Source organism: Streptomyces sp. G-G2 (assembly GCF_030063135.1).
GTDB lineage: Bacteria > Actinomycetota > Actinomycetes > Streptomycetales > Streptomycetaceae > Streptomyces.
On sequence record NZ_JASISO010000007.1, the window covers coordinates 26,464 to 52,416 of the forward strand.

21 protein-coding genes are annotated in these 25,953 nt (G+C 72.1%); 5 read left to right on the forward strand and 16 right to left on the reverse strand.

The annotated features are described in order from the left end of the window. Window positions 1-82 precede the first annotated feature (82 nt). From QMF80_RS07730 to QMF80_RS07740, 3 genes are all read left to right on the forward strand, one after another. Window positions 83-1,909, forward strand: coding sequence for an acyl-CoA dehydrogenase (locus QMF80_RS07730; RefSeq protein ID WP_283450863.1), 1,827 nt, complete (start codon window positions 83-85; stop codon window positions 1,907-1,909). 119 nt (window positions 1,910-2,028) lie between these two features. Next, window positions 2,029-2,757, forward strand: a complete 729-nt coding sequence (locus QMF80_RS07735; protein WP_283450865.1) for a hypothetical protein — start codon at window positions 2,029-2,031, stop codon at window positions 2,755-2,757. A 109-nt stretch (window positions 2,758-2,866) separates the two neighbouring features. Further along, complete coding sequence (locus QMF80_RS07740) at window positions 2,867-4,159, forward strand: M18 family aminopeptidase (protein WP_283450868.1); 1,293 nt, start codon at window positions 2,867-2,869, stop codon at window positions 4,157-4,159. Window positions 4,160-4,315: 156 nt separating this feature from the next. Here QMF80_RS07740 and QMF80_RS07745 read toward each other — a convergent pair whose 3' ends face one another. Both QMF80_RS07745 and QMF80_RS07750 read right to left on the reverse strand, forming a co-directional pair. Next, a complete protein-coding gene (locus tag QMF80_RS07745) occupies window positions 4,316-6,142 on the reverse strand; it encodes an NHL domain-containing thioredoxin family protein (RefSeq protein WP_283450870.1) in 1,827 nt (608 codons plus the stop codon). Between the two features lie 15 nt (window positions 6,143-6,157). Beyond that, on the reverse strand, window positions 6,158-6,967 hold the full coding sequence (locus QMF80_RS07750; protein WP_283450872.1) for an ATP-grasp domain-containing protein: 810 nt from the start codon (window positions 6,965-6,967) through the stop codon (window positions 6,158-6,160). A gap of 32 nt (window positions 6,968-6,999) precedes the next feature. On the opposite strand from QMF80_RS07750, the gene QMF80_RS07755 reads away from it, so the two are divergent. After that, on the forward strand, window positions 7,000-7,524 hold the full coding sequence (locus QMF80_RS07755) for an LURP-one-related/scramblase family protein (RefSeq protein ID WP_283450874.1): 525 nt from the start codon (window positions 7,000-7,002) through the stop codon (window positions 7,522-7,524). 35 nt (window positions 7,525-7,559) lie between these two features. Here the strand turns inward: QMF80_RS07755 and QMF80_RS07760 are convergent, their stop codons facing one another. Next, on the reverse strand, window positions 7,560-8,351 hold the full coding sequence (locus QMF80_RS07760) for a carbon-nitrogen family hydrolase (RefSeq protein WP_283450875.1): 792 nt from the start codon (window positions 8,349-8,351) through the stop codon (window positions 7,560-7,562). Window positions 8,352-8,509: 158 nt separating this feature from the next. Here QMF80_RS07760 and QMF80_RS07765 point away from each other — a divergent pair, with 158 nt between their 5' ends. Beyond that, complete coding sequence (locus QMF80_RS07765) at window positions 8,510-9,337, forward strand: maleylpyruvate isomerase family mycothiol-dependent enzyme (protein WP_283450876.1); 828 nt, start codon at window positions 8,510-8,512, stop codon at window positions 9,335-9,337. A 146-nt stretch (window positions 9,338-9,483) separates the two neighbouring features. On the opposite strand, the gene QMF80_RS07770 is transcribed toward QMF80_RS07765, so the two are convergent. The 13 genes from QMF80_RS07770 to QMF80_RS07830 form a co-directional block, all read right to left on the reverse strand. After that, window positions 9,484-10,863, reverse strand: a complete 1,380-nt coding sequence (locus QMF80_RS07770; RefSeq protein WP_283450877.1) for an MFS transporter — start codon at window positions 10,861-10,863, stop codon at window positions 9,484-9,486. Further along, window positions 10,860-11,531, reverse strand: a complete 672-nt coding sequence (locus QMF80_RS07775; RefSeq protein WP_283450878.1) for a GntR family transcriptional regulator — start codon at window positions 11,529-11,531, stop codon at window positions 10,860-10,862. Before QMF80_RS07775 ends, QMF80_RS07770 begins: the two co-directional genes overlap by 4 nt. 141 nt (window positions 11,532-11,672) lie before the next feature. Beyond that, the gene (locus QMF80_RS07780; protein ID WP_283450879.1) at window positions 11,673-12,044 is read right to left on the reverse strand and encodes a protease inhibitor I42 family protein; all 372 of its coding nucleotides are present in this window, start codon (window positions 12,042-12,044) and stop codon (window positions 11,673-11,675) included. Between the two features lie 75 nt (window positions 12,045-12,119). Next, window positions 12,120-14,096, reverse strand: a complete 1,977-nt coding sequence (locus tag QMF80_RS07785) for a C1 family peptidase (protein ID WP_283450881.1) — start codon at window positions 14,094-14,096, stop codon at window positions 12,120-12,122. 221 nt (window positions 14,097-14,317) lie between these two features. Next, a complete protein-coding gene (locus tag QMF80_RS07790) occupies window positions 14,318-15,118 on the reverse strand; it encodes a hypothetical protein (protein ID WP_283450882.1) in 801 nt (266 codons plus the stop codon). A gap of 204 nt (window positions 15,119-15,322) precedes the next feature. Beyond that, entirely contained in the window at window positions 15,323-16,087 is a 765-nt protein-coding gene (locus QMF80_RS07795) for a hypothetical protein (protein WP_283450883.1), read from the reverse strand. 176 nt (window positions 16,088-16,263) lie between these two features. Further along, on the reverse strand, window positions 16,264-17,253 hold the full coding sequence (locus tag QMF80_RS07800; protein ID WP_283450884.1) for a GNAT family N-acetyltransferase: 990 nt from the start codon (window positions 17,251-17,253) through the stop codon (window positions 16,264-16,266). A gap of 5 nt (window positions 17,254-17,258) precedes the next feature. Beyond that, entirely contained in the window at window positions 17,259-17,672 is a 414-nt protein-coding gene (locus QMF80_RS07805) for a hypothetical protein (protein WP_283450886.1), read from the reverse strand. Then, a complete protein-coding gene (locus QMF80_RS07810; RefSeq protein WP_283450889.1) occupies window positions 17,672-22,438 on the reverse strand; it encodes a putative T7SS-secreted protein in 4,767 nt (1,588 codons plus the stop codon). Before QMF80_RS07810 ends, QMF80_RS07805 begins: the two co-directional genes overlap by 1 nt. Next, complete coding sequence (locus QMF80_RS07815) at window positions 22,438-23,004, reverse strand: hypothetical protein (protein ID WP_283450891.1); 567 nt, start codon at window positions 23,002-23,004, stop codon at window positions 22,438-22,440. The genes QMF80_RS07810 and QMF80_RS07815 overlap by 1 nt, the downstream gene beginning before the upstream one ends. Further along, window positions 23,001-23,318 (reverse strand): SseB family protein, encoded by a 318-nt coding sequence (locus QMF80_RS07820; protein ID WP_349372190.1) that lies wholly within the window; start codon window positions 23,316-23,318, stop codon window positions 23,001-23,003. Before QMF80_RS07820 ends, QMF80_RS07815 begins: the two co-directional genes overlap by 4 nt. 172 nt (window positions 23,319-23,490) lie before the next feature. Beyond that, on the reverse strand, window positions 23,491-24,939 hold the full coding sequence (locus tag QMF80_RS07825) for a dihydrolipoamide acetyltransferase family protein (protein ID WP_283451190.1): 1,449 nt from the start codon (window positions 24,937-24,939) through the stop codon (window positions 23,491-23,493). A 31-nt stretch (window positions 24,940-24,970) separates the two neighbouring features. Next, complete coding sequence (locus tag QMF80_RS07830; protein ID WP_283450895.1) at window positions 24,971-25,951, reverse strand: alpha-ketoacid dehydrogenase subunit beta; 981 nt, start codon at window positions 25,949-25,951, stop codon at window positions 24,971-24,973. Window positions 25,952-25,953: the final 2 nt, after the last annotated feature.

Consider the following 25,953-nt stretch of genomic DNA (forward strand, 5'->3'; position numbering starts at 1 on the left):
TACCCGCGGGTAGCATCATGACATTACCGATTGGTAAGTACGAGGAACCTGTCTCCCCGATCCTTAAAACGGAGCCGTAGCCATGGGGCACTACAAGTCGAATCTGCGCGACATCGAGTTCAACCTGTTCGAGGTGCTCGGCCGCGACAAGCTGTACGGCACCGGCCCGTTCGGGGAGATGGACACCGAGACCGCCAAGAGCGTCCTGTCCGAGCTGGCCCGCCTCGCCGAGAACGAGCTGGCCGCGTCCTTCACGGACGCCGACCGCAACCCGCCGGTCTTCGACCCCGAGACGAACACCGCGCCCGTCCCGGCGTCCTTCAAGAAGAGCTACGAAGCCTTCATGGACTCCGAGTACTGGCGCCTCGGCCTGCCCGAGGAGATCGGCGGCACCACCTCGCCCCGCTCCCTCATCTGGGGCTACGCGGAGCTGCTGCTCGGCTCGAACCCGGCCATCTGGATGTACTCCTCGGGTCCGGCCTTCGCCGGGATCCTGCACGAGGAGGGCAACGAGGCGCAGAAGAAGGTCGCCCAGATCGCGGTCGACAAGCGCTGGGGCTCCACCATGGTCCTCACCGAGCCCGACGCGGGTTCGGACGTCGGCGCGGGCCGCACCAAGGCGATCGAGCAGGCGGACGGCTCCTGGCACATCGAGGGCGTCAAGCGCTTCATCACCTCGGGCGAGCACGACATGGAGGAGAACATCCTCCACTACGTCCTCGCGCGCCCCGAGGGCCACGGCCCGGGCACCAAGGGCCTCTCGCTCTTCCTGGTCCCGAAGTTCCACTTCGACTGGGAGACCGGCGAGCTGGGCGAGCGCAACGGCGTCTACGCCACGAACGTCGAGCACAAGATGGGCCTCAAGGCCTCCAACACCTGCGAGATGACCTTCGGCGACCGGCACCCGGCCAAGGGCTGGCTGATCGGTGACAAGCACGACGGCATCCGCCAGATGTTCATGATCATCGAGTTCGCCCGGATGATGGTCGGCACGAAGGCCATCGCCACCCTCTCCACCGGCTACCTGAACGCGCTGGAGTACGCCAAGGAGCGCGTGCAGGGCCCGGACCTCGCGAACTTCATGGACAAGACCGCGCCCAAGGTCACCATCACGCACCACCCCGACGTGCGCCGCTCGCTCATGACGCAGAAGGCCTACGCCGAGGGCATGCGCGCCCTGGTGCTCTACACCGCCTCCGTCCAGGACGAGATCCAGGTCAAGCAGGCCGCGGGCGAGGACGCCTCCTCCCTCGTCGGCCTGAACGACCTGCTCCTGCCGGTCGTGAAGGGCTACGGCTCGGAGAAGTCCTACGAGCAGCTCGCGCAGTCCCTGCAGACCTTCGGCGGCTCCGGCTACCTGCAGGAGTACCCGATCGAGCAGTACATCCGCGACGCCAAGATCGACACCCTCTACGAGGGCACCACGGCGATCCAGGGCCAGGACTTCTTCTTCCGGAAGATCGTCCGCGACCAGGGCGCCTCGCTGAACGTCCTCACCGAGACGATCAAGAAGTTCCTGGCCGAGGCCGTCGGCGGCGAGGAGCTGTCCGGCGCCCGCGACGCGCTGGCCAAGGCCGCCGTGGACCTGGAGGCCATCGTCGGCCAGATGGTCACCGACCTCACCGCCACCGGCGAGGACGTCCGCAACATCTACAAGGTCGGCCAGAACACCACCCGCCTGCTGATGGCCTCCGGCGACGTGATCGTCGGATACCTGCTGCTCAAGGGCGCGGCCGTGGCCGCCGAGAAGCTGAACGGCGCCGCCGCCAAGGACGTCGCCTTCTACCAGGGCAAGATCGCCGCCGCGAAGTTCTTCGCCGGTCAGGTCCTGCCGGGCGTCTCCGTCCAGCGCCAGCTGGCCGAGGCCGTCGACAACTCCCTGATGGACCTCGACGAGGCCGCCTTCTAGGACGCGCCATCGGTTCCACAGACGTACGCGGTGTATCCGCGCCGGCCGGACTCCCTGATCAGCGGGGGTCCGGCCGACCGCGTGCACGGGTTGTCGGCGGTTCGTGGGACGCTCGTAACATGAGCGCACAGGACCGGCACAGCAGGGGGTACTCCGTCCCGACCGGGCGGCCGTACGCCCTCAAGGAGCTGCAGGCCAAGCTGGGCACCCTCGGCGACCGCGTCCAGGACCTCTACGAGGGCGCCCACCCCTCCGAGTACGACGGGATCGCCGACGCCCTCTACACGGCCTTCCAGACGGCCTCCGCACTGGCCCCGTCCAAGAGCTACACCGGGTGCCCCATCCACCCCAACGGGGCCCTGGACCCGGAAGCCCCCGAGGGCTGGGGCCGCTGCCTGCTCTGCAACGACCGGCGCCGCAAGGGCCTGCGCGGCCGCGGCGGAGCGCCCGCGGCGGCGCCCGCGCCGGAGCAGCGGCGGCTCGGCTACCCCGTGCCGGAGCCGCCGTACACGCTGGAAGGGCTGCGGCTGTACCTCCGCACGCTCGACGAATGGCGCTTCCACCTGACCATCGGCTCGCCCGACGAGGAGTTCGTCCGGGTCGCCGACGACCTGCACCGCGCCTTCATCGTGGCCCGCGAACTGTCCCGTCCGCGCAACCCCTCCGGATGCGCGGAACACCCCGGCGCCCCCATGGACCTCGACGCTCCGCCCGGCGAGGCCTGTATCTTCTGCGCCGGACGCAAGAGGCGCGAGCAGCGCTCCGCGCAGACCCCCGAGATGCTCCCGCGCATCCGCCGGGGCGAGCGCAGACAGCTGCAGCGACGCTTCGAGCGTCCGCCGGGCTGAACCGGCCGGGACCGCGGACCACACCCCCGCGCCCTCGCTCCCCGGCTGTCGGTCGGCTATCCGCCACAGCCCGGCCATGACGAACACGACCGTCGTTAAGGTGAACCACATGAGCTCTCCCGCCCGCTTCGACCGCGGCCACACCGACGATCTGATGACCTACCTGGCGGCGAGCCCATCGCCGTACCACGCTGTCGCCAACGCGGGCGAGCGGCTGGAGAAGGCAGGCTTCAGGCAGTTGTCGGAAACGGACGCCTGGGACTCGTCCGCGGGGGGCAAGTTCGTCCTGCGCGGCGGCGCGCTCATCGCCTGGTACGTCCCGGAGGGCGCGGCCGCGCACACCCCGTACCGGATCGTCGGCGCGCACACCGACTCCCCCAACCTCCGTGTCAAGCCGCTGCCTGACACCGGCTCACAGGGCTGGCGGCAGGTCGCCGTCGAGGTCTACGGCGGCACCCTGCTCAACACCTGGCTGGACCGGGACCTCGGCCTCGCGGGACGGCTCACCCTGCGCGACGGCACCGAGCGGCTCGTCAACATCGACCGGGCGCTGCTGCGCGTGCCGCAACTCGCCGTGCACCTCGACCGGTCGGCCAACAGCGAGGGCCTCAAGCTCGACAAGCAGCGCCACATGCAGCCGATCTGGGGGCTGGGCGAGGCCCACGAGGGCGACCTCATCGCCTTCCTGGAGGAGGAAGAGGGCCTGACGCAGGGCTCGGTGGCGGGCTGGGACCTGATGGTCCACTCGATCGAGCCGCCCGCCTACCTCGGCCGCGACCGCGAGCTGCTCGCCGGGCCCCGGATGGACAACCTGCTGTCGGTGCACGCGGGCATCGCCGCGCTGGCCGCCGTGTCCGCCGCCGACCACCTCGACCACATCCCCGTGCTGGCCGCCTTCGACCACGAGGAGAACGGCTCGCAGTCCGACACGGGCGCCGACGGCCCCCTGCTGGGCAATGTGCTGGAACGTTCAGTCTTCGCGCGCGGCGGCAGCTACGAGGACCGGGCGCGCGCCTTCGCGGGCACCATCTGCCTCTCCTCGGACACCGGGCACGCGGTGCACCCCAACTACGGCGAGCGGCACGACCCGACGCACCACCCGCGCGCCAACGGCGGCCCGATCCTCAAGGTCAACGTCAACCAGCGGTACGCGACCGACGGCAGCGGGCGCGCGGTCTTCGCGGCGGCGTGCGAGCGCGCGGGCGTGCCGTGGCAGAGCTTCGTCTCGAACAACTCGATGCCCTGCGGTACGACGATCGGCCCGATCACGGCCGCGCGCCACGGCATCCAGACCGTTGACATCGGTGTCGCGATCCTGTCGATGCACAGCGCCCGCGAACTGTGCGGCGCGGACGACCCGTACCTGCTGGCCAACGCCCTGGTGTCATTCCTGGAGGGCTGACCCCCGAGGCACCGGCCGCAACCAGCCCCGCCGGCGTTGGCGGCACCAGCCACGACCAGCCCCGCCGGCGTTCGAGGCGCCCCCGGAGGGCCGACCGAGCCGCAGGCGCCCACCGGGCGGAGCCCCACACGGCCCTGCCCGGGGGCGACCGGGAGGTCAGGCGTCCATGCCCGCCAGGACCAGCGGCAGGCGGCCCACGCCACCCGAGACGACCCGCACCGGCACCCCCCAGTCCTGCTGATGCATGTGGCAGGCCGGGTACTCGTTCTCCGGGTCGTCGTCACAGGACGCCGCCATCGCCGACACGTGCAGCACCCCCTCCGCGACCCCGTCCGCCAGGACCAGCTCCCGGAACAGGTCCGTGCCCTGCCCCCCGCCCCCCGCCAACAGCTCCGGCGGCGTCGAGGAGACCTGGAGCCGGGTCGACGGCCCGTACCGGGTGTCCAGCTTCTGTCCGGTCGGGGCCTGGAAGACCACGTCGAGGCGGAGCGTCCCGGGCGCCACCTCCGTCGCCGCACGCTGCGTCCGGTGCGCGACGGACTCCACCCGCACCGCCTCCTCCGGCAGCCGCAGCCGGGTCAGCCGGTGCCGGGCGGACTCGACGACCAGGATGTCCTCCCCGACGAGCACGGCGTCGCTGGGCTCGCGCAGGTCGGTGGCCAGGGTGCTGACCTCGCCGGTGGCGGGGTCGTAGCGGCGCAGGGCGTGGTTGTAGGTGTCGCAGACCGCGACCGAGCCGTCCGGCAGGGCGGTCACCCCGAGCGGGTGCTGGAGCAGGGCCTGGCCCGCCTCCCCGTCCCGGTGGCCGAAGTCGAACAGGCCGCTGCCGACGGCGGTCCTGATGACGTACCCGGCGCCGTCCGCCGAGGGCTCCGCGTACCGCAGCGCGCTGGTCTCGGAGTCGGCGATCCACAGCCGCTCGTCCCCGGCGGCCTCCAGCCCCGAGGGCTGCGCGAACCAGGCCTCGGCGGCGGGCCCGTCGACCAGGCCCTCATTGGTGGTCCCCGCCGCCACCTCGACGGTGTCGGACTCCGGGTCCCAGGTCCACAGCTGGTGCACCCCGGCCATCGCGATCCACACCTTGCCGCGCCACCAGGCCACGTCCCACGGCGAGGACAGGTCCACCTCGCGCGCGGGCCCGGCGGTGGGCGAGCCCTGCCACCACTGGCGGCCCGTCCCGGCGACGGTCTCCACGGCCCCGGTGGCCGGGTCGAAGACGCGCAGCGCGTGGTTGACGGTGTCCGCGACCACGACCCTCCCGTCGGGCAGCAGCGCCAGGCCCTGCGGCTCGCTGAAGGCGTCCGGCCCGAAGCCGCGCTCCCCGCTGCCGATCCGGCGTACGACGCCCTCGCCGTCCGCGTCCAGCTCGACCAGCTGGTGCCGGGTCGAGTCGGACACCAGGATGTTCCCCGACGGCAGCGCGAGCGCCTTGCCGGGGAACCGCAGGCCGGTCGCGACGGGCTCCGGCGCCACGTACGGCCCGTCCCCGCGCCGCAGGGTCCCCTTGGCCCCGTGCTCCGCCTCCAGCTCCTCGACCAGCCGCGCGATGGCGTGCGCGTGCCCCTCCCCGGCGTGCTGGGCCACGATGTAGCCCTCGGGGTCGATCACGACGAGCGTGGGCCAGGCCCGGACGGCGTACTGCTTCCAGGTGGCCAGCTCGGGATCGTCGAGGACCGGGTGGTGGACCCCGTACCGCTCGACCGCGTCCACGACGGCCTGGTGCTCGGCCTCGTGCACGAACTTCGGCGAGTGCACACCGATGATCACGAGGGTGTCGCGGTGCTTCTCCTCCAGCTCCCGCAGCTCGTCGAGGACGTGCAGGCAGTTGACGCAGCAGAAGGTCCAGAAATCCACAACAACGCACTTACCTCGCAGTTCGGCGAGAGTGAGGTCTTTGCCTCCGGTGTTCAGCCAGCCACCCTTGCCGATCAGCTCGGGGGCACGGACTCGGGCGCGACGGGGTGCGGACGCGGCAGGATTCATGCGTCAAGGGTGCCATCAGGCCAGGAAGGACCGGAGGGAGGCCGTCAGGGCGCCCACGAACCCCTCGCGGACCCGCTCGGGGACCAGGTCCAGGGACAGGTACGGGTTGAGGTCCTCCAGCTCGACCAGCAGGAGTTCGCCGGAGGGCGCGCGGCAGGCGTCGACCCGCTGGATGCCGTGGCTGAGTGTGTTCCAGTCGATGAACGAGCGGGCGAAGGCCAGGTCGGCGGGGGTGGCGGCGTACGGCTCCAGCTCCCAGCGGCGGGCCGGGTCGGGCGCGTACAGGGCGTACTGGAAGGCGTCGTCGACGAAGTAGAACGACACCTCGTACGCGAAGTCCACGCGCGGCTGGACGAGCAGCCCACCGCCGGGGGTGAGGTGCGGGGCGGGATCCGCGGTGAAGACCAGGCCGATCGAGTCGGCGCCCTGCTGGGGCTTGACGGCGTACTCGCGCGCCTGCGGCAGCAGGTGCAGGTCGGCCGGGTCGTCCACCGTGGGGATCACCGGATAACCGGCCCGGGTCAGCTCCAGGAGGTACCGCTTGCCCGCCATGTCGGCGCGGCCCGTGAGCGGGTTGTAGACCCGGGCCCCGGTGGCGAGGGCGTGCGCGCGGAAGGCGTCGTAGGCCTCCTGGTGGTGCAGCACGGGACCGCTGTTGCGGACGATCACCGCGTCGAAGGCGGGCAGCAGGGCCTGCGCGTCGAGCGGGTGGCACAGGGCCAGCGCGAACTCCTCGCGCAGCCGCGAGGTGAGGAATATGTCCTCGTCGCAGTAGCGGCGGCCGCGCGCCGGGTACGCCAGGTCGGTCACATAGAGCAGAGGCATGGCGGCAACCTATCGCGGGCAGCGATGACGGCATGAAATACCTGGTTCGGGACAAAGTGCTGGCCATCGGCGACGACTACTGGGTCGAGGACGAGGCGGGCAGACACGCCTTCCTGGTCGACGGGAAGGCGCTGCGGGTCCGCGACACCCTGGAGCTGAAGGACCCGGACGGCCGGATCCTGATCACGCTGCGGGAGAAGATGTTCAGCTTCCGCGACGCGATGACCCTGGAGCGGGACGGGCAGAAGCTCGCCGTCATCCGCAAGAAGCGGTTCTCGCTGCTGCGCAACCACTACCGCGTGACCCTCTCGGAGGGCACGGAACTGGACGTCAGCGGACGGATCCTGGACCGCGAGTTCAAGGTCGAGTACGACGGGGAGCTGCTGTCCCTGATCAGCCGCCAGTGGTACCGGGTGCGCGAGACGTACGCCGTGGACGTGATCCGGGAGGACACGGACGCGGCGCTGCTGCTGGCGGTGGCGGTGTGCGTGATCCGGATGGCGGAGAAGGAACGGGAGGAACGGGAGGAACGGGAGGAGGACGCGGAGGAGAAATGACCACCGGCTGTCCGCCCGCTCCCCCGTCGCCGGGGTCAGCCGGTGCGCCGGACCCCGAGCACCCGGTCCTTGAGGGCCGGGAACTGCTCCCGGGTCTCCTCGACCTTGGCCGGGTCCAGGTCCACGGTCAGGACCTCCTCGCCCGGGCCCGCCTCGGCGATCACCTCGCCCCACGGGTCCACCACCAGGCTGTGGCCCGCCTGCTCGACCCCGGCGTGCGTGCCGGCGGTGGAGCAGGCGAGGACGTACGACTGGTCCTCGACGGCGCGCGCCCGGTTCAGCAGGGTCCAGTGGGCGCGGCGCCGGGCGGGCCAGCCCGCGGCCACCACCATGGTCCGCGCGCCCGCGTCGACCAGGCCGCGGAACAGCTCCGGGAAGCGCAGGTCGTAGCAGGTGGCCAGGCCCAGCACGGTCTGCGGCAGGGCGACGGTGGTCAGCGAGTCGCCCGCCGCCATCAGGACGGCCTCGCCCTGGTCGAAGCCGAAGCGGTGGATCTTGCGGTAGGTGGCCGCCAGTTCGCCCTCGGGGGACAGCACGAGGGCGGTGTTGTAGAGGGAACCGTCACCGGAGCGTTCCACGACCGAACCCGCGTGCAGCCAGACCCCGGCGTCGCGCGCCGCCTTCGACATCGCCTCGTAGGTCGGTCCGTCCAGCGGCTCGGCCTCTGTCTCGAACTGCTCGTAGGAAAAGGCGCCGACGCCCCACAGTTCCGGCAGGACCACCAGATCGGAGCCGCTCTGCTCACGGACGAGGCCGGCGACGCGAGAACGCCGGGAAACCACCGACTCGCCGTCGTTCACCGCGATTTGGATCAAGGAGGCGCGCACACTACCACCGTTCTGGCATTCAAGCCGTCAACTCGGGGCCTACGATCGTCACACGAAAGCACTGCCGGGGTGCTCACCGGCAGCGTAGCTTTGACAACCACGTCGCCAACCAGTCCACAACGCGCCACGCGCCACTGAACAGCACGCGAGGGGTCCCGTTGACCGTCCATCCAAGCCTTCAGCCCTACGTCGATGCGTGGACCCACTCCATCGAGGCGATATCCGAGCTGGTCCTGCCCTTGGCGGAAGCCGAATGGAACCGGGCGACCCCGTGCCCCAACTGGTCCGTCCGTGACGTCGTCTCACACATCATCGGCATCGAGTGCGAGCAGCTGGGCGACCCCCGGCCGATCCACACCCTGCCGAGGGACCTGCGGCACGTGGTCGACGAGTTCACCCGGTACATGGAGGTGCAGGTCGACGTACGCCGTCACCACACCGCCCCCGAGATGACCTCGGAGCTGGAGTACACGGTGATCCGGCGGATGCGGCAGCTGCGCAACGAGAAACGGGATCCGGCCACCACGATGGTCCGGGGACCGCTGGGCGAGCAGACGACGCTGGAACACGCGATGCGGCTGCGGGCGTTCGACGTGTGGATCCACGAGCAGGACCTGCGGGCCGCGCTCGGCGTACCGGGGAACTGGGACTCCCCGGGCGCGACCGTGGCCCGGGACCTGCTGCTGGCGGGGCTCCCGAAGGTGGTCGCGAAGCGGGCGGGCGCGCCCGCGGGGTCGGCGGTGGTGCTGGACGTGCACGGGACGCTGGAGTTCATGCGGACGGTACGGGTGGACGGCGAGGGGCGCGGGACGATGGACAGCGCGCCGTCGCTGGGCCCGGCGGTGACGCTGACGATGGACTGGGAGACGTACGTCCGCCTGGCGGCGGGCCGGGTCCGCGCGCGTGCGGTGGGCGACCGGGTGAAGGTGGAGGGCGACGCGGAGCTGGCGGAAGCGATCCTGACGGCCTTCGCGGTCACCCCGTAACGAACCGTGGCTCCGCCGGGCGGGGCTACAGGTGCTCGGCGGGGCTGGATTGCCGGAGGCGATTCCAGCCCCGCCGGCGCTTGAGGCGACCCCGGGGCCCCGCCGGCGTGTGAGGCGAACCCCGGACGGCGGGCTCGGGGCCCGGGTCAGGGGCGGGGGGCAGCGGCCGGGCGCGGGATCGGGACGGCCGCGGCGACAGCCAGCCGCTCGGCCCGCAACGCCCGCCCCCGCAACCGCAGGATCTGCGTCACCCCGACCGCCTCCAGCACGAACACCGACGAGAACGCGACCCGGTAGTCGTCCCCCGTCGCATCCAGCAACACCCCCACCACCAGCAACGTCGTCATCGACGCGATGAACCCGCCCATGTTCGTGATCCCGGAAGCCGTCCCCTGCCGCGCCGCCGGATTCGCCGGACGCGCGAAGTCGAAGCCGATCATCGAGGCCGGCCCGCACGTCCCCAGCACCACGCACAGCACGACCAGCAGCCACATCGGCGCCCGCTCCCCCGGGTACAGGAGCACCGCCCCCCACAGCAGCGCCGTCACCCCCACCGTGCCGAGCGCCAGCGGAATCCGCGCGCTCTGCCGACGGCCCACCAGCTGCCCGTACACCAGCCCGAACCCCATGTTCGCGACCACGATCAGCGTCAGCAGCCCGCCCGCACCGCCCCGCGTCATCCCCTGCGCCTCGACCAGGAACGGCATCCCCCACAGCAGCAGGAACACCATCGCCGGGAACTGCGTCGTGAAGTGGACCCACAGCCCGAGCCGGGTCCCGGGCTCGCGCCAGGATTCGGCGATCTGGCGGCGTACGTAGCCCCCCTCGCCCCGCGCCACCGGCGGCGGCGCGTGCCCCTCGGGGTGGTCGCGCAGGAACAGCACCAGCGGAACCAGCACCACCAGCCCCGCCACCGCGCTGCCCGCGAAGGCCTGCACCCAGCCGACCCCGTGCAGGACGGGCGCCAGGACCAGCGTGGAGACCAGGTTGCCCGCCATGCCGACCAGCCCGGCGAGCTGCGCCATCAGCGGCCCGCGCCGGGCCGGGAACCAGCGGGTGCCCAGCCGCAGCACCGAGATGAAGGTCATCGCGTCGCCGCAGCCCAGCAGGGCGCGCGCGGCGAGCGCGGTCCCGTAGGACGGCGAGAACGCGAACCCGATCTGCCCGGCGGTGAAGAGCACCGCGCCGAGCGTGAGCACCTTCTTCGTGCCGAGCCGGTCCACCATCAGTCCGACGGGTATCTGCATGCCCGCGTACACGAGCAGCTGGAGCAGGGAGAAGGTGGACAGGGCGGAGGCGCTGACGTGGAAGCGGTCCGCCGCGTCCAGGCCCGCGACGCCGAGGCTGGTGCGGAAGATGACGGCGACGAAGTAGACGGCGACGCCGATGGACCAGATGAGGACGGCCCGGCGGCCGCCCGGCGGATCCTTGACCACGGGCACGGGCACGGGCACGGGCACGATCACGCTCGCGGTCTCGCTCCCGGCCGCGCTGCTCGCCGTCACGGGCACGCTCACCTCGCTCATCGCGCGTCACCCCGGACCAGGGCCGCGACCCGGCCGATGTGGCCGCGTACGGCGTCGGCGGCGGCCTCGCCGTCCCCCGCGCGCAGCGCGTCGAGGATCTCGGTGTGCTCGGTGAGGGTCCTGGCGATCCGCTCGGGGTGCGCGTGCAGCAGGGCGACGCCCATCCTCAGCTGCCGGTCGCGCATCTGGTCGTAGAGCCGGGAGAGGATCTGGTTGCCGACGCTGCGCACGATCTCGGCGTGGAAGCAGCGGTCGGCGGCCATCAGCGCGGCGAGGTCGCCGCTCCGCGCGTGCCGCCGGTGTTCCTCGATCAGCTCCGCGAGCCGCTCCAGCAGGGCGGGGGCGGCCGGGACGGCCCGGCGCACGGTGAACTCCTCGACCAGCAGCCGGGTCTCCACCACATCGGCGATCTCCTGGGCCGAGACGGACAGCACCAGCGCGCCCTTCTTCGGGTAGAGCTTGATCAGCCCTTCCGTCTCCAGCCGCAGCAGCGCCTCGCGCACGGGCGTGCGCGACACCCCTACCGCGTCGGCGAGTTCGCCCTCGGTGAGCAGCGAGCCGCCTTCGTAGCGGCGGTCGAGCACGCCGTTCTTGACGTGCTGGTAGACCCGTTCCGCGGCGGTGAGGGTGGCGGGGGCCGAGGCGGCCGTGGCAGTGGCTGATGGCATGCGCACAGCTTAGATACAAGACAGGTGCATCTGATCAGCCGTCCAGGATGTGGACCACCGGGCGGCGGGGCGGCGGGACCCCCGGGACCCCCGGGGCCACCGGGTGGCCGGGCCCTGGGGCTAGCCGGGCGGCCGGGCCGCTCACCCGTCCGGGCGGCCGGTGACCTCGACCTCCAGCACGAACTCGTCGTACGGCGCCTCGTCCGGATACGGCGGCCTGACCTGGGCGAAGCGGATCCGGGCCCGCCCCCCGGGACAGCGGCCGCGGACGACGTACGTCCTTTCCACCGGGGCACCGGGCAGCACCGGCTCCGGCTCCGGCGGGCCGTGCGCGGGATCTCGCGCCGAGCCCCGCGCCGGGCCCCGCTCCGGGCCCCGCTCCGGTTCCCGCGCGGGACCTTCCGCCACCTCGACCGCGTCCGCGTCACCCGTCACCCGCCAGGTCCACACGTACCCGCGCGCCCCGCGCCCGGTGAGCCGCAGCGTGTACGCCTCACCGACGCGGATCGCCACCGTCCGTACCTCCACCGCGGCCCCGTCTCTGATCCGTCGGCGCCCGGGCGGGACCGATCACCGATCCGTCAGCGCTCAGGCGGGACCGATCACCGGCCCCTCGTGCCATCCCGCGCCATCGCGCCAGTAGTGCTGGAGCTGCCGGTCGGTGCGCAGGACGACGACCTCCAGATTGAACCCGAAGCTGCCTTGCAGCATCCCGGTGACCGCGAGCGCGTCGTGCCCGAAGACCGCGCTGCGGCTCCAGCCCGCGCCCGCCGCGTTGCCCCGCCACCAGTGCTCGACACGGCCGCCCGCCGCCACGCACAGCTCGTAGTTGCCGGCCGTGTCCTCGTCCAGGGCGCCGTACTGGCCCTCGATCAGGCACGGCGCGGAGGTGATCCCGGTGCCGAACAGCTCGCCCGCGCGCCAGGCGAAGCCATTGGGGTCGTCGCGCCACCAGAGCTGCATCCGGCCGTCCGTGCGGGTGGCGACCAGGTCCAGATGGCGGCTCCGGGTCTGCACCAGGGCCGGGCCGTAGTGCGCGATCCCCGACCCGAAACGGCCGCCGTCGCTCCAGGTCCAGGGCGAGCCGTTGATCCGCCACCAGTGGTTGAGGCGGCCGTCGGCGGTGCGCAGCACCACCTCGAAGTTGCCCGGCTTGCCGTAGTCGCTCTGGATGAAGGCCGGCGTACCGCCGATCGCCGCGTCGGGCGGCCCGAAGAGCCCCGCGTCGCGCCAGGTGCCGTTGGTCTGGTCGTAGAACCAGTGGTGCAGCCGCCCGCCCGTGGTGACGTGCACCGACTCCAGGTTCCGGTTGTACGTCGTCGTGGTGAAGGCGGGCAGCCCGGACGCGTCACCGCCGAAGGCCGCCGCGCGGGCCCAGGGGAAGGGCGCGTCGCCCTCGCGCCACCAGTGCTGGAGACGGCCGCCGCCGGTCGTCGCGAGCATCTCGAAGTTGCGGTGCGCGCGTCCGTTCCCGCTCTCGAAGAGGTTCCCGGTGTGCAGGCGGCGCTTGGTCCACGGGTCGGTGCTGGTGCCGCGCAGGCCGCACTTGGCCCAGTAGTCGATCTTCACCTCGCCGTAGGCGATCCGGCCGTAGCCGCCCACGTGGTAGCCGGGCCCCCAGGAGTTCTTGAAGAGCCAGCACCCGGCGGCGTCGTCGTAGCCGACGATCAGCACGCAGTGGCCGCCCGCGAGCCGGTCGCTGATCCGCCGGTAGACGCCCGCGCCAAGCCCGAAGAAGTCGTCGTACACGTCGAAGCAGGCGGTCAGCGGGCCCACCGTGTCGAGCCAGACCTTCTGCTGCTCCACGTCGCCCAGCCGGACGTAGTCCACGATGCGCGTGGTGCGCCCGGACCGGTCCCAGCTGGGCGTGTAGTCCGCCCGCCAGGCATCGCGGCGGTCGGCGGGAACGGAGGGCGGCGGGGGCGTGTACGGGTAGGAATCCGGGTCGCATATACCGCCGCTGGCCTTGATCCAGTCGAGGGCGGTCTCGGGGTTGCTGCCCTGGCCGCAGCTGAACTTCAGCCCGTCGTGGACGTCCCCCTCCGAACGCTTCGCCCACACACTGTGCTCGATCCGGGCCATCGACTCGACCAGGCCGGTGGCGCCGAAGGCCCAGCAGGATCCGCACGGGTTCTGGTCCTTCACCTTGGTGATCCAGGACCATCCCCAGCGGCCGCGCCAGTCGACGGCGGCGGGGCGGGCGCCGACGGCCGACGGCTCCGTTTCCGGCAGCAGGCCGTGCGCGGCGCGGCGCCGGGTGAGGTCCGGGTTCGCGCTCTCCCGGCCGATGAGCGCCCGCAGGTCCACGGTGCCCGCCTCGGTCGCGGGCGTGAGGTTGGCCCCCGGCTCCAGGCCGAGGGAGGGCCGCGGGACCGGCTCGTGGTCGGCGAGGTGCTCGCTCACCGACCACGGCGCACCGGCGGCGGCGAGCTGGGCGCGCAGCTCCCCGGCGAGCTGTGCGCGGCCACGGCCGCCGCCGTCGCCGCCGTCCCCCGTGGTGCCGTTGTAGCGGTCATTGCCGTTGTTGCGGTTGTCGCGGTCGTGCTGGTCGTGCTGCTGCGGCATTCCGGTTTCCCCCCAGATGCAGCGGTGCGGATGAGAGGTCCCGGAGCGTCCATCCGCCGGACGGCGCCGTCAAGGGGGTCCGCACGGTGGCACCGGGGCACGAGGGGGGAGCGCCCGGCCGAACCCGATCGCCCGTCGATCCCCGGTGTCCCGCCGGAGGGCGGAAGGCGGAAGGCGGAAGGCGGAAGGCACCGGGGATACGGCGTGCACGGCGCGGCGCGCTACTCCACGGGCAGCGCGGGGGCCTGGACGGGCAGCGCGGGCGCGGGAACCGGGAGGGCTGGCGCCGCGACCGGCAGACCCGGCAGTCCGCTGCCCGTCAGCAGCGCGGTGACCAGACCGACCAGGGAGGTCACCACGTCGGTGGACTTGGTCGTCGCGTCCGTGGAGCAGCCGCAGGAGCCGGAGGCCTTCAGTGCCCCGTCGACGGCCTTCTTCAGCTTCTCCACGGCGGGACCGACCAGATCGACCGGCCCCGCGGCCCGGACGGGAGCCACGGGCAGCTTCGGCACGGCCAGGGGCAGCTTGGAAGCGTCAGCCGGGAGCTTGGGCGTGTCGAGGGGCGCCTTGGGCGCCGCCGGAAGCTTCGGCGCGTCCGCGGGGAGCTTCGGAGCCGCCGCGGGGAGCTTCGGAGCGTCCGCCGGGGGCTTCGGCAGGTCCGCCGGGGGCTTCGGCAGGTCGGCGGGCGGCTTGGGGAGGTCGGCGGGCGGCTTCGGGAGCTTCGCGAGGGCTCCGTCGATCGCCGCCTTCAGCTTGGCCGCGTCCGCCTCCGGAACCTTGCCGTCGGGGGCCTTCAGGATGGCGGCGACCAGGTCACTGACCGCCTTGAGGATCTCTCCGGTCACCCCGAGGGACGCGACCTGCTGCTGCAGGGCGTCCGTACCCGGGATGACGGCCGGGGCCGACCCCGGTGCGACGGGCTTGTCCGGGGCCTGGGAGGCAGCTCCGGCGAGGCCGGGGGACGCGGCCAGCAGGGACACGCACAGGACTGCGGGGACGGTGAAGCGGGTGAAGCGACGCAACGTTCTCTCCTGTTCGGGCGCGATGACGGCATGGGACGTGCCGCCGCCACCCACTCACGGACACCCCGTCAGGTCCCGCAACCCGAGCCCCGGAACCGCCCGTCGGGACACGCCGCGCAACCGGCGTACCCGCCCGCGTGACCAGCATCGATTCCGTCACCCTCGCCAGGTGCTGCACCCTCGTGAACGGCGAGGGCGCCAGGGTCAGGGAAGCTGCGGGCGGACCGCCGCCCAGGCGTCCACGGCCGTGCCCAGCGGGTCGTGCTGCGCCAGGTGGCGCCGGGCCAGCGCGAGCCAGGGCAGCAGGTTCTTGATCCGGCGCAGGTGCAGGATGCGGGACTTGGGCAGCTCCCGCCAGGAACGGGCCTCGCGCGCGGCCTCCTCGGGGGTCACGTCGATCAGGGCCAGCAGGTCCCGGCACAGCTCCGCCGGATCACCGCCGGGGCCGGGCCCGAACTGCTGGATGAGGTAACCCCGTACGGACGCCTCCTCGGCAGCGGCCACCAGCGCGTCCTCCCCCGTCCACGCGGCCTTGCGCCGGGTCGCGGCCACCGCCACCCGGCCCCAGCGCAGCCGTACCTCGTCCGGCAGCCAGTCGGCCTGCGCCCGGCCCACCGCCAGGGCCCGCAGCTCCAGCGGGCGGGGTTCGTCGTCCAGCGGCGGACCGGTGGCCAGCCAGGCCTCCAGTTCACCGAGCGTGTGCCCGTCGGGCGGCACCGAGGTCAGCACCTGCCCCCGGGTGAGCAGGGCGACCACCGCTCCCGTCAGGTGCACCTTCGCCACGTGCCCGGCGTCGAAGAAGCCCACGGCGCGCCCGTACCGCTCGATCCGGCGCAGGCCGAGCCTCGACTCCCCCGCCGCGTAGACCTGTCCGGCCCGCGCCACGCCGCCTATGCAGCGTACGACGCACACTCCACCGGACACGTCCGCCTCTTCGACGGAGTACACCTGCAACTCGGCGATCGACACCCCGGCCCCCATTCCCCGGCGGCACGCTACCGCGTCACCGGCCGGTCGGCCCGTCTCCTTCACGTGACCGGACACAGTTCGCCGTCGTAGCCGACGGTGCGCCGCGCACCGTCGGGGGCGGTCCGGGCGGCGACCAGGTCGAAGAGGGTGACGGCGCCAGCAGCAGCCCGCGGCACTCAGACCTCGCCCGGTTCCTCCAGCACCAGCCGGATCTCCGTCACGCGGTACCCGGCCCGGTCGAAGGCAGCGGCCATCGGGGAGTTGACGGTATCGGTGGTGGCCGTGATCCGGTTGGCGCCCTCGCCCGCGTGGAAGCGGGTGATCTCGCCGAGGATCTCGTCGATCAGGCCCTGGCCGCGCCGTTCGGGTACGACGCCCAGGTAGCCGACGTTGCGGTGGTAGGGCGTCCGGGAAGGGATCGCCATGCCCGCCAGCTCGCCGCCGGGCAGGTGGGCGAGCCGCCACCAGGAGCGCTCACCCGGGCAGTCCCGGTAGTACTCCAGGTCCTCCCGGGCCACGGTCAGGGCGTCCTGGGAACGGAGTTCGGTCTGCGTGTGCAGGTCCAGGCTGCCTTGCGAGAGCCGGGCGAACGCGTCGAGGAACTCCTCGTCCGTGCCTTCCCGGAACACCAGCCGACCCGGCGCCGGCGCGGCCGGTCCGGCGGGCTCCTCCACGGCGGGCCCGTCCCCGGTGCTCGCGTCCCCCGGGGTCCATTCGTAGCGCAGCCGCTCGACCACGCTGGTCAGGCCCACGCGCCGGGCGGCCTCCCGGCGCCAGTCGACCGCGGCCATCAGCGCGGGATCGGTCCGCCATGCGCGGGGCAGGGAGACGTTGTAGAGCGGCCGGTTGCCGAAGGCCGTGTGCCCGGCCGCCAGCAGCTCCGCCGCCAGCGCCGTCGGGTCGGCAACCTCGGGCCGCACCTGGAGGCAGTCCAGGGCGAGCGGCCGCTCGCTGTCGGTCCGCCCCCACCACAGGGCGCGGGCCAGGATCCGGCCGTCCTCGTCCTCGGCGTACCAGGTCCACTCGGGCCGCATCCGGTGCTCGGCGAGTTCCGCGCGGACCTGTCCGGCGTCCAGGGCCGCCACCGGCTCGGCCGGACCGCCGGCCGGGTAGCCGACGGCCCGCTCCAGAGCGGCCGGGTCGTCGGCTGCGGAGCGCGTGCGCATCCGCGTCACCTCCAGGTCCGCGCGTCCCGGACCACACCGGCTTCCAGGTCCAGCCGGCTCTGGAAGTCCCCCGACCGCGTGGCGATGACCAGCAGCGGCAGGCCCTCGGAGTCCGGGAAGGCGCTGTAGAACCCGAACACCGCGTTCGGGTCCGACAGCAGACCCTCCGGCGGGCTCAGCCGGAGCCGCTCGGTGCCGTCCGCGCGGTAGACGACGGCGTTGTCCTTCGGGGTGAAGGGCTTGGTGTCCAGTGCCTCGACCACCAGCACCAGTGTCTCGCCGTCCCGCGTCCACGTCATCACGGACTGCGGCGGCTTCGGGTGGTGCTTCTCGACCACGGCCCCGCCGTCGCCCCCGCGCCAGCGGACCGTGCTCTCGCCCGCCGTCCAGATGACCGTCACTTCCGGTTCCTGCGTCATTACTTGGGAATCTCCACGGGAGGGCCGACTGGGATCAGCCGGGCTCGGTCTTCGTAGTTCAGGATCTCCAGCTGACTGACGCCGCCGGGCAGATGCCCGAGCGAGGGGTCCGTCTGGGGACCGATGATGCTCTCCTGGATCCGGATGGGATCACCGCTGTCCGGGAAGCGGTACCGCTGGAGCATCGAGACATCGTCCTTCCAGTCGGTACGGATGGCCAGCTGATCGCGTACGAACTGCTGGTTGGGCACGTCCTCGAACGTACCGAACCCACCGGGGCTGGTGCCGGGCTGGCCCTTGGAGAGCACCATGTTGAACTCCTCACCCGGTTGCGCCAGCCGTGAGGTGATCGGAGTGCCGTACATGTTCGGGGGTTCGCGCTCGGCCTTGGGCAGGGCCAACTGCTCCTTGGGCGCCGCCTTGCAGCCGCTCAGGCCCAGCGGGTCGGCCCACACCAGCGGGTTGCTGACGTACGCCATCGGGTTGGGGGACGGGGTCAGGCCCAGCGGGTCCGACGTCAGGTAGCGCGCCGTCTCCGGGTCGTAGGTCCGGAAGTAGTTGTGGTGGAGACCGGTCTCCGGGTCGTAGTACTGACCGGGAAAACGCAGGGGCGTGTAGGCCGAGGCGTCCCGGTTCCAGCTCGTCGCGCCCCACACCGTCGACCGGGTGCGCCACGCGAGGGCGCCCTCCTCGTCGATCATCTCCGTCGGGGTGCCGACGAGGTCCGTGACGATGGCGAAGAACCGGCTGTCGATCTCCGCCTGCGGGACCTCCTCCCACGCCTGCGGCTCCCCCGTCCCGGCGGCCGGCCGGATGGATTCCACCTGGGTGAGCGGGTGCAGACCGGCGTGCGTCCAGCTGAGGGTGACCTCGTGCGGGCTGTCCCGGACGTGAGTCGTCTGCTCGACGAGGGTGGTGCCGTCCCACGTGAAGCGGGTCTCCTCAAGGACCACGGGGTGTGTTTCACGTGAAACAGCGGTTTCACGTGAAACATCGGCCCCGGCGAGCCGCTGCTTGGCGGTACGCCGCCCCAGCGCGTCGTACCGGTAGCACCAGCGCGTCCCGTCCGGGGTGGTCACCTCGGCAAGCCGGTCGTCCGCGTCCCAGACGTAGCGCCAGGTGTCGGGCTTGCGGGAGAGCCGGGTGCGCTGCCGCAGCACCACCCGGCCCTGGGCGTCGTGCTCGTAGCGGACCCGGCCCGCGCGGGTGATCCGGGTTCCGGTGTACTCGCGTTCACCCGCCGCGTCGGCGCCCGGGTGGTCCTGCGGCCAGTCGGCGGACGTCTGGTTGCCCGCCTCGTCGTAGGCGTAGCGCTCCGACCAGGAAGCGGCGTCCACCCCGGTGACCCGGGCGGCGGCGTCCAGGGTGAAGCTGCGCGGGCCCGTCGCCTCGTCGTCGATCCCCAGCAGGTTGCCGTCGGCCCGGTAGGTGTAGCCGCGGCGCTGGAGGGTCCGCTGGTCCGACCCGGTGATGTGCCGGGTGGTGAGCCGTCCCGCGGGGTCGAAGGTGTGGTGCAGGACGGTGTTCTCGCCGATGCGCCGGGTCAGTTCACGGCCCGCCGCGTCCCGCTCGAAGGCGAGGGTCCGGCCGGAGGCGGTCAGCCCGGTGCAGTGACCCGCCGCGTCGTAGGTCCAGCGGGTCTCCGCCCCGGCGGGCGTCGTCCGGGCCACCGGCCGGCTCAGCTCGTCGTACGCGTAGCGGACCACCCGCCCGTCCACGTGCTCCTCGGCCAGCCGGCCGTGCCGGTCACGGATGCGGACCAGCGTGGTCCCGTCGGCCGAGGTCGCCGCCGCGGGCAGGTCGAAGACGTCGTACTCGAAGGTCGCCGTACCGTCCGGGGAGGTCTTGCGGACGATCCGGCCGAGCACGTCGCGCTCGTAGCCGATCTCCTCACCGAGTGCGTTCACCCGGGAGGAGAGCCGCCCGGTCGGGTCGTAGGCATAGCTCAGGGTCCGGCCGTCGAAGTCCGCCTCGGAGACCAGCCGGCCCGCCGCGTCGTAGGTGTACTCCCAGCTCAGGCCCTGGGGATTGCGTACGCCTGTCAGGCGCAGTCCCGCGTCGTAGGCGTACGTGTGGCGCACCCCGTCGGGGCCGGTCCGGGCGGCGAGGAGGTCGAAGTGGGTGTACTCGAAGCGGGTCACCCCACCCGACGGATCGGTGAAGACCGTGCAGTTGCCCTCACCGTCGTACTGCCAGGTCCGCTCGCTGCCGTCCGGGTCCACCCGGCGGGCGGGCCTGCCCTCGGTGGTCCACTCCATGACGGTCACCCCGCCGAGCGGATCGGTGACCCGGACGGGGCGCCCGAAGGCGTCCCGCTCGAAGCGGGTGACGGCGCCCAGCGGATCCGTGACGGTGAGCGGCAGGCCCGCCGCGTCACAGGTGCTGCGGGTGACGGCGCCGAGCGGGTTGGTGACCGCAGTGAGATGGCCCCGCTCGTCGTACGCGAAGGACGTCACCGCACCCGTCGAGGTGATGAGCGACGTGCGGTTTCCGCGTTCGTCGTACGTCTGGCGGACGACGGTGCCGTCGGCGTTCGCCACCCGGGTCGGCAGGCCCAGTGCGTCGTACTCGGTGCCCGCCGCCCGTCCGTCCGGGCGGACCGACCGGACGATCCGGCCGGACGCGTCGTACTCCTGCGCGGAGGTCGCACCGAGGGCGTCCGTGCGGGAGGCCGGACGCCCGTGGCGGTCGTAGGTGTAGCGGGTGACGGCGCCGAGCGGGTCGATCTCCGCGACCACCCGGCGCCGGTCGTCGATCAGGTAGCGGCGGGTGGCCCCGGCCGCGGTGGTCACGCTGGTGACCCGGTGACCGGTCGCCGGGTCGAGCCCGTCGTAGTCGAGGGTCAGGACGAGGTGTCCCTCGCTGCCGCCTTCGGCGACGCAGCGGTCCCGGTCGTCGTAGGCGTAGTCGTAGCGGCTGTCGTTGGTGTCGGTCCAGGAGGTGATCCGGCCGCGTTCGTCGTAGCTGAACCGCAGGGGCAGGCCGCAGGAGTTGGTGACCTCGGTCAGGTGGCCGGAGGTGTAGCCGTACCCGAGGATCCGCGGACCGCCGGTCAGGTGCAGGGCCGTGATCCGGCCCCCGGCCGTCTCGAAGGCCAGGTGATAGCCCCCGCTGTGGGCCATGCCGAGGGGGGCGCCCTGGGCGTCGTACTCGAAGGTGATGAAGTTGCCGTTGCGGTCGGCGAGTTCCACGATCGGAGCGAGCCCGTCCCCGCCGCCGTCCAGCGGCTGGACGAACCGGCGGACCTGCCCGGAGACCGGATCGGTCAGCGTGTAGTCACCGTCCGGAGTGCGCTCCAGCGGACGGAGCGGACCGGTGACCGGCAGCACCGGAACACCCGGCGCCGGGTGCGGGTACCCGATGAGGAGGCCGTCCTCCGCGACCAGGACCACGCCCTCGGCGTCGATCTCCAGGTGCTGGTCGGCCGTACTGCTCCAGGAGGGCCCGAACCAGCGGCCCGCCGTGTACCCGGACTCCGCGCGGCGGTTGAAGACCAGCGGGAGCGCGCCCGGGAGCACCACGTCGGTCTGCGGGAGGTACATCCGCCCGGTGGCGAGGTCCACCGGGTCGGTACCGCCCGTGGTCCGCTCCCCGTCCGGTGTCTTGTGCAGGTCCGGGCCTTCCCCCGTGAGGGCCTTGCGGCCGGGGCCCGTCGGTATGTCCTCCGCGAGCTTGGCGGCCGTTCCGGCCTTCTTCGCCAGCCCCAGGCCCTTGGTGCCGATGAGCTCCGGCAGCAGCTTGCCGACGCCCTCGGAGGGGTCCTTCATGAACTGGTCGAGCATCTGCTTGCCCGCGCCCATGGGGTCGTTGACCATCGTGACCAGCCCGGCTGCGGTCGAGTTCAGGCTCGTCGCGTACTCGGCGGGATGGGTCAGGTTGTACGGGTCCGTCGGGTTGACCGAGCGGACGAAGTTCACCAGACCCGCCGTGCCCTTGATCACCCCGCCGGTCAGATGCGTCTTGGCGATGTCCACGTACTGCATGCCGTCGCCGAACTGCTCACCGTACGAGGGCTTCGGCGGGGCCGCGTCCCGGGCCGCGCCGACGGCGATGCGCGCGGTCTCCGCCACCTCGTTGCGCTGACGCCGGGCATCGTCGAGCTTGTCCTGGGCCGCCTTCGCGAGCGCCGTACCCGGATCGGTGAAGGCCCCCGGCTTCGGCGGCAGGGTCCCCTTCTTCGCGTCCACGGCGTCGTTGTAGGTGTCGACCTGCTTGTTGTAGGCGGCGCGCGCGTCGGTCGAGGCCTTCTTGGCCGCGTTGTAGTCGGCCAGGGCCTCCTTGGCCCGCCCCTGCGCCCACTCCACCGTCTCGGCGAAACCGCCCATCGCGACGGCGGCCTTGCCGAAGGACTCGGCCGCCTTGAACCAGCGCGGCGGTTCCTTCGCCACCGACTCCCGGAAGGCATCGACCGTCTTGCCCTTGAGCCCGTCGGAGTCCATGCCCTTGAGCCCGCCGCCGACCTTGTCGAAGGCGGCCTTGAAGTCGTGCAGATGGGCGGCCTGCGCGCGGATCTTCGAGACGCTGCCGTAGACCAGCTTGGTGGGGTCCTCGGTCTGCCCGAGTTCCATCTCGGCGACGTCCGCGCCCAGTTGGTTCGCGGCCGAGCGGCTCTTGTCACGGATCCAGTCGCCCGCGTCCTCCAGACCGACCTTGTCGGCCAGCCCGGCGACCTTGTCACCGGTCCATTCGATGGCGTCGCCGACGTCCTCGGTCCGGTCCTCGACCCAGTCCTCGACCGAATCCGGAATGAAGTCCCCGAGCCCCATTACCTACCGCCCCCGTCGCCCGTGACCTGATCCACCATGTCCTTGAGCGACCCGATCTTCCCCGTGGTCACCAACCTGTCCCCGGTCTCCGACCAGGTCTTCTTGATGTCCTCACCACTCTTCGCGAAGGACTCGGCACTGAAATCGGGCCGGTACACGTCCGCCCGGAAAATATCCCCCCAGGCCTTGTTCTCGATCTCGTCCTCACTGGCATGCGGATTCCCGTACGCCGAGTTCGCGGCGACCTTGAACGCCCCCTGGACGTACTGGTCCTCCTCCCACAGCGTCCCCGCCGAAATACCCAACGCCTGAGCCAGCGAGCTCGCATCCTGGATCAGGGAGCGCACACCCCACTCCCAGCTCTCGCAGAAATCCTCGAATTCCTTCGCCAGCCCCGCATGCCCGGCCTCCATACCGGTCATCGACAACGCGCTGAACCCGGCGCCCATCGACGCCCCACCCGCATCCGCACCCGACTCCCGCAACTCACCCACAGCGGCCCGCAGACCGTCCTGCACCTTCTGCACGGCCTCCGGCGCGACCGCGAGATCCTTGTCCCCGCTCACACCGACACCGCCACCGCATCCGGCACGATCCCCACGACCGGCGGAAAGAGCATCGAGCCCTCCGGGTCGGCGACGTTGACGGCGACACCTGTCGGGCCCTCGGCCCCGGGCACCACCGCGTCGACCAGCCGGGCCCCGAGGATCGCGAGGTACTCCCACTCGCGGTCCTCCTCGTCCCGGGCGAGCGCGAAGCGCGCCAGGGCCTCCTCGTCCGTGAAGGCGTAGATCCAGCGGACGCCGCCCCGCTCACCCGACATCAGGGCGCCGTCGGCGAGGGGAGCGAGCAGTACCGTGCGCCGGAATTCACCGAGCAAACGGTGTGAATGCCCGGATCCGCCCCGCAAGGCGGATATTTCCTCGGTCAGTCCCATGTTCCGTAGCCCCGTTCCCAGAGGCATGGGTCGCCCCCGATTCGCACACGTTACTCAGCACCGATGGCCGGCCACCCGCGGGGGTGGCCGGCCATCGGTGACGTGCGCCGGTCGGTCAGGACCAGGTGACCAGGCGCTTCGGGTGCTCCAGGACGGCCGCGATGTCCGCGAGGAACCGCGAGCCGAGCTCACCGTCGATGAGGCGGTGGTCGAACGACAGCGCCAGGGTGGTGACCTGACGCGCCTTCACCTTGCCCTTGTGCACCCACGGCTGGGGCTTGATCGCACCGACCGCGAGGATCGCGGCCTCGCCGGGGTTCAGGATGGGGGTACCGGTGTCGACGCCGAAGACGCCCACATTGGTGATGGTGACGGTGCCGCCCTGCATGTCCGACGGCGAGGTCTTGCCGTCACGGGCGGTGCCGACCAGGTCGGACAGGCCCCGCGACAGCTCCGCCAGGGTCTTGGCGTGCGCGTCCTTGATGTTCGGCACGATCAGACCGCGCGGGGTGGCGGCCGCGATGCCCAGGTTCACGTAGTGCTTGAGCACGATCTCCTGGGCCGCCTCGTCCCAGGACGCGTTGACGTCCGGGTGCCGGCTGATGGCGATGAGGACCGCCTTGGCGATGAGGAGCAGCGGGTTGATCCGCAGCCCCGCCATGTCCGGGTCGTCCTTGAGCTCCTGGACGAGCTTCATCGTGCGCGTCACGTCGAGGGTGATGAACTCGGTGACGTGCGGGGCGGTGAAGGCGGAGCTGACCATGGCCTGGGCCGTGACCTTGCGGACGCCCTTGACCGGGATACGGGTCTCCCGCGCGTCCGGAGCCGCCTGGGCCACCGCGGCCCGGGCGAGCGCGGCCTGGGGGGCCGTCACGGTCTCGGCCACGGGCGCGACCGGCTGCGGCGCGAGCGCGGCGGTGGCCGCCGCGTGCACGTCCTCGCGGGTCACGACGCCGCCGTCCCCGGTGGGGACGATCGCCGCCAGGTCGATGCCGAGGTCCTTGGCGAGCTTGCGCACGGGCGGCTTGGCCAGCGGTCGCTCGGCGACCGCCTGCCCGTGCCCGTGCCCGGCGAAGCCGTTGCCGCCGTTCCCGTTCAGCGCCGGAGCCTGGACCGGTACGGCCGCGGACGCGGTTGCCGCGGCCACGGAGGACGCCGCGGGCACGGAGGACGCCGCGGGCACGCCCTTGCGCGGGCGGCGCTTCGTGGAAGCCGTGGACACGCCGTACCCGACGAGGACCGGCTGGCGCGCCCCGGGCGTCGCCTCGGCCTCGGGGGCCGCGGCGACGGGAGCTGCGGCGGCAGCCGGGGCCGGAGCCGCGGCCGGAGCCTGCGCGGCGTCCGCCCCGGTCCGCACCGAGATGATCACCTGGCCGACGTCGACCGTCGTCCCCTCGGGGAAGCGCAGCTCGTGGACCACGCCGTCGAACGGGATCGGCAGCTCGACGGCCGCCTTCGCCGTCTCGACCTCGCAGACCACCTGGCCGTCCGTGACCGTGTCCCCGGGCTGCACGAACCACTTGAGGATCTCGGCCTCGGTGAGGCCCTCGCCCACATCGGGCATCTTGAATTCGCTGATCGTCACGAAAATCTCCTCAGTACGCCAGCGAGCGGTCGACGGCGTCGAGTACCCGGTCCAGGCCGGGCAGGTACTCGTCCTCCAGGCGGGCGGGCGGGTACGGCGCGTGGAAGCCGCCGACACGCAGCACCGGCGCCTCCAGGTGGTAGAAGCACCGCTCCGTGATCCGCGCGGCGATCTCCGCGCCGACGCCCAGGAACACCGGGGCCTCGTGCACGACGACCAGACGGCGGGTCTTCTCCACCGAGGCCTGGATGGTGTCGAAGTCCACCGGGGACATGGACCTCAGGTCCAGGACCTCGATGGACTTGCCCTCCTCGGCGGCGGCCGCGGCCGCCTCCACGCACACCTTGACCATCGGGCCGTACGCGGCCAGGGTCACGTCGGACCCCTCCCGCGCGACCCGCGCCTTGTGCAATTCGCCGGGGATCGCCTCGACGTCGACCTCGCCCTTGTCCCAGTAACGGCGCTTCGGCTCGAAGAAGATCACCGGGTCGTCGCTCTGGATGGCCTGCTGGAGCATCCAGTAGGCGTCGGCGGCGTTGGACGGCGAGACCACCTTGAGGCCCGCGACGTGCGCGAACAGCGCCTCGGGGGACTCGGAGTGGTGCTCGACTGCGCCGATGCCGCCCGCGTACGGGATCCGGATGACGATCGGCATCTTGATCGTGCCCAGCGAGCGAGCGTGCATCTTCGCGAGCTGGGTGACGATCTGGTCGTAGGCGGGGAAGACGAAACCGTCGAACTGGATCTCCACCACGGGCCGGTAGCCGCGCAGCGCGAGACCGATCGCGGTGCCGACGATGCCCGACTCGGCGAGCGGGGTGTCGATGACCCGCTCCTCGCCGAAGTCCTTCTGCAGGCCGTCGGTGATCCGGAAGACGCCGCCGAGCTTGCCGACGTCCTCGCCCATGATGAGGACCTTGGGGTCGGTCTCCAGGGCCTTGCGCAGCGAGTCGTTGAGCGCCTTGGCGATGGTCAGCTTCTGCACCGGCATGG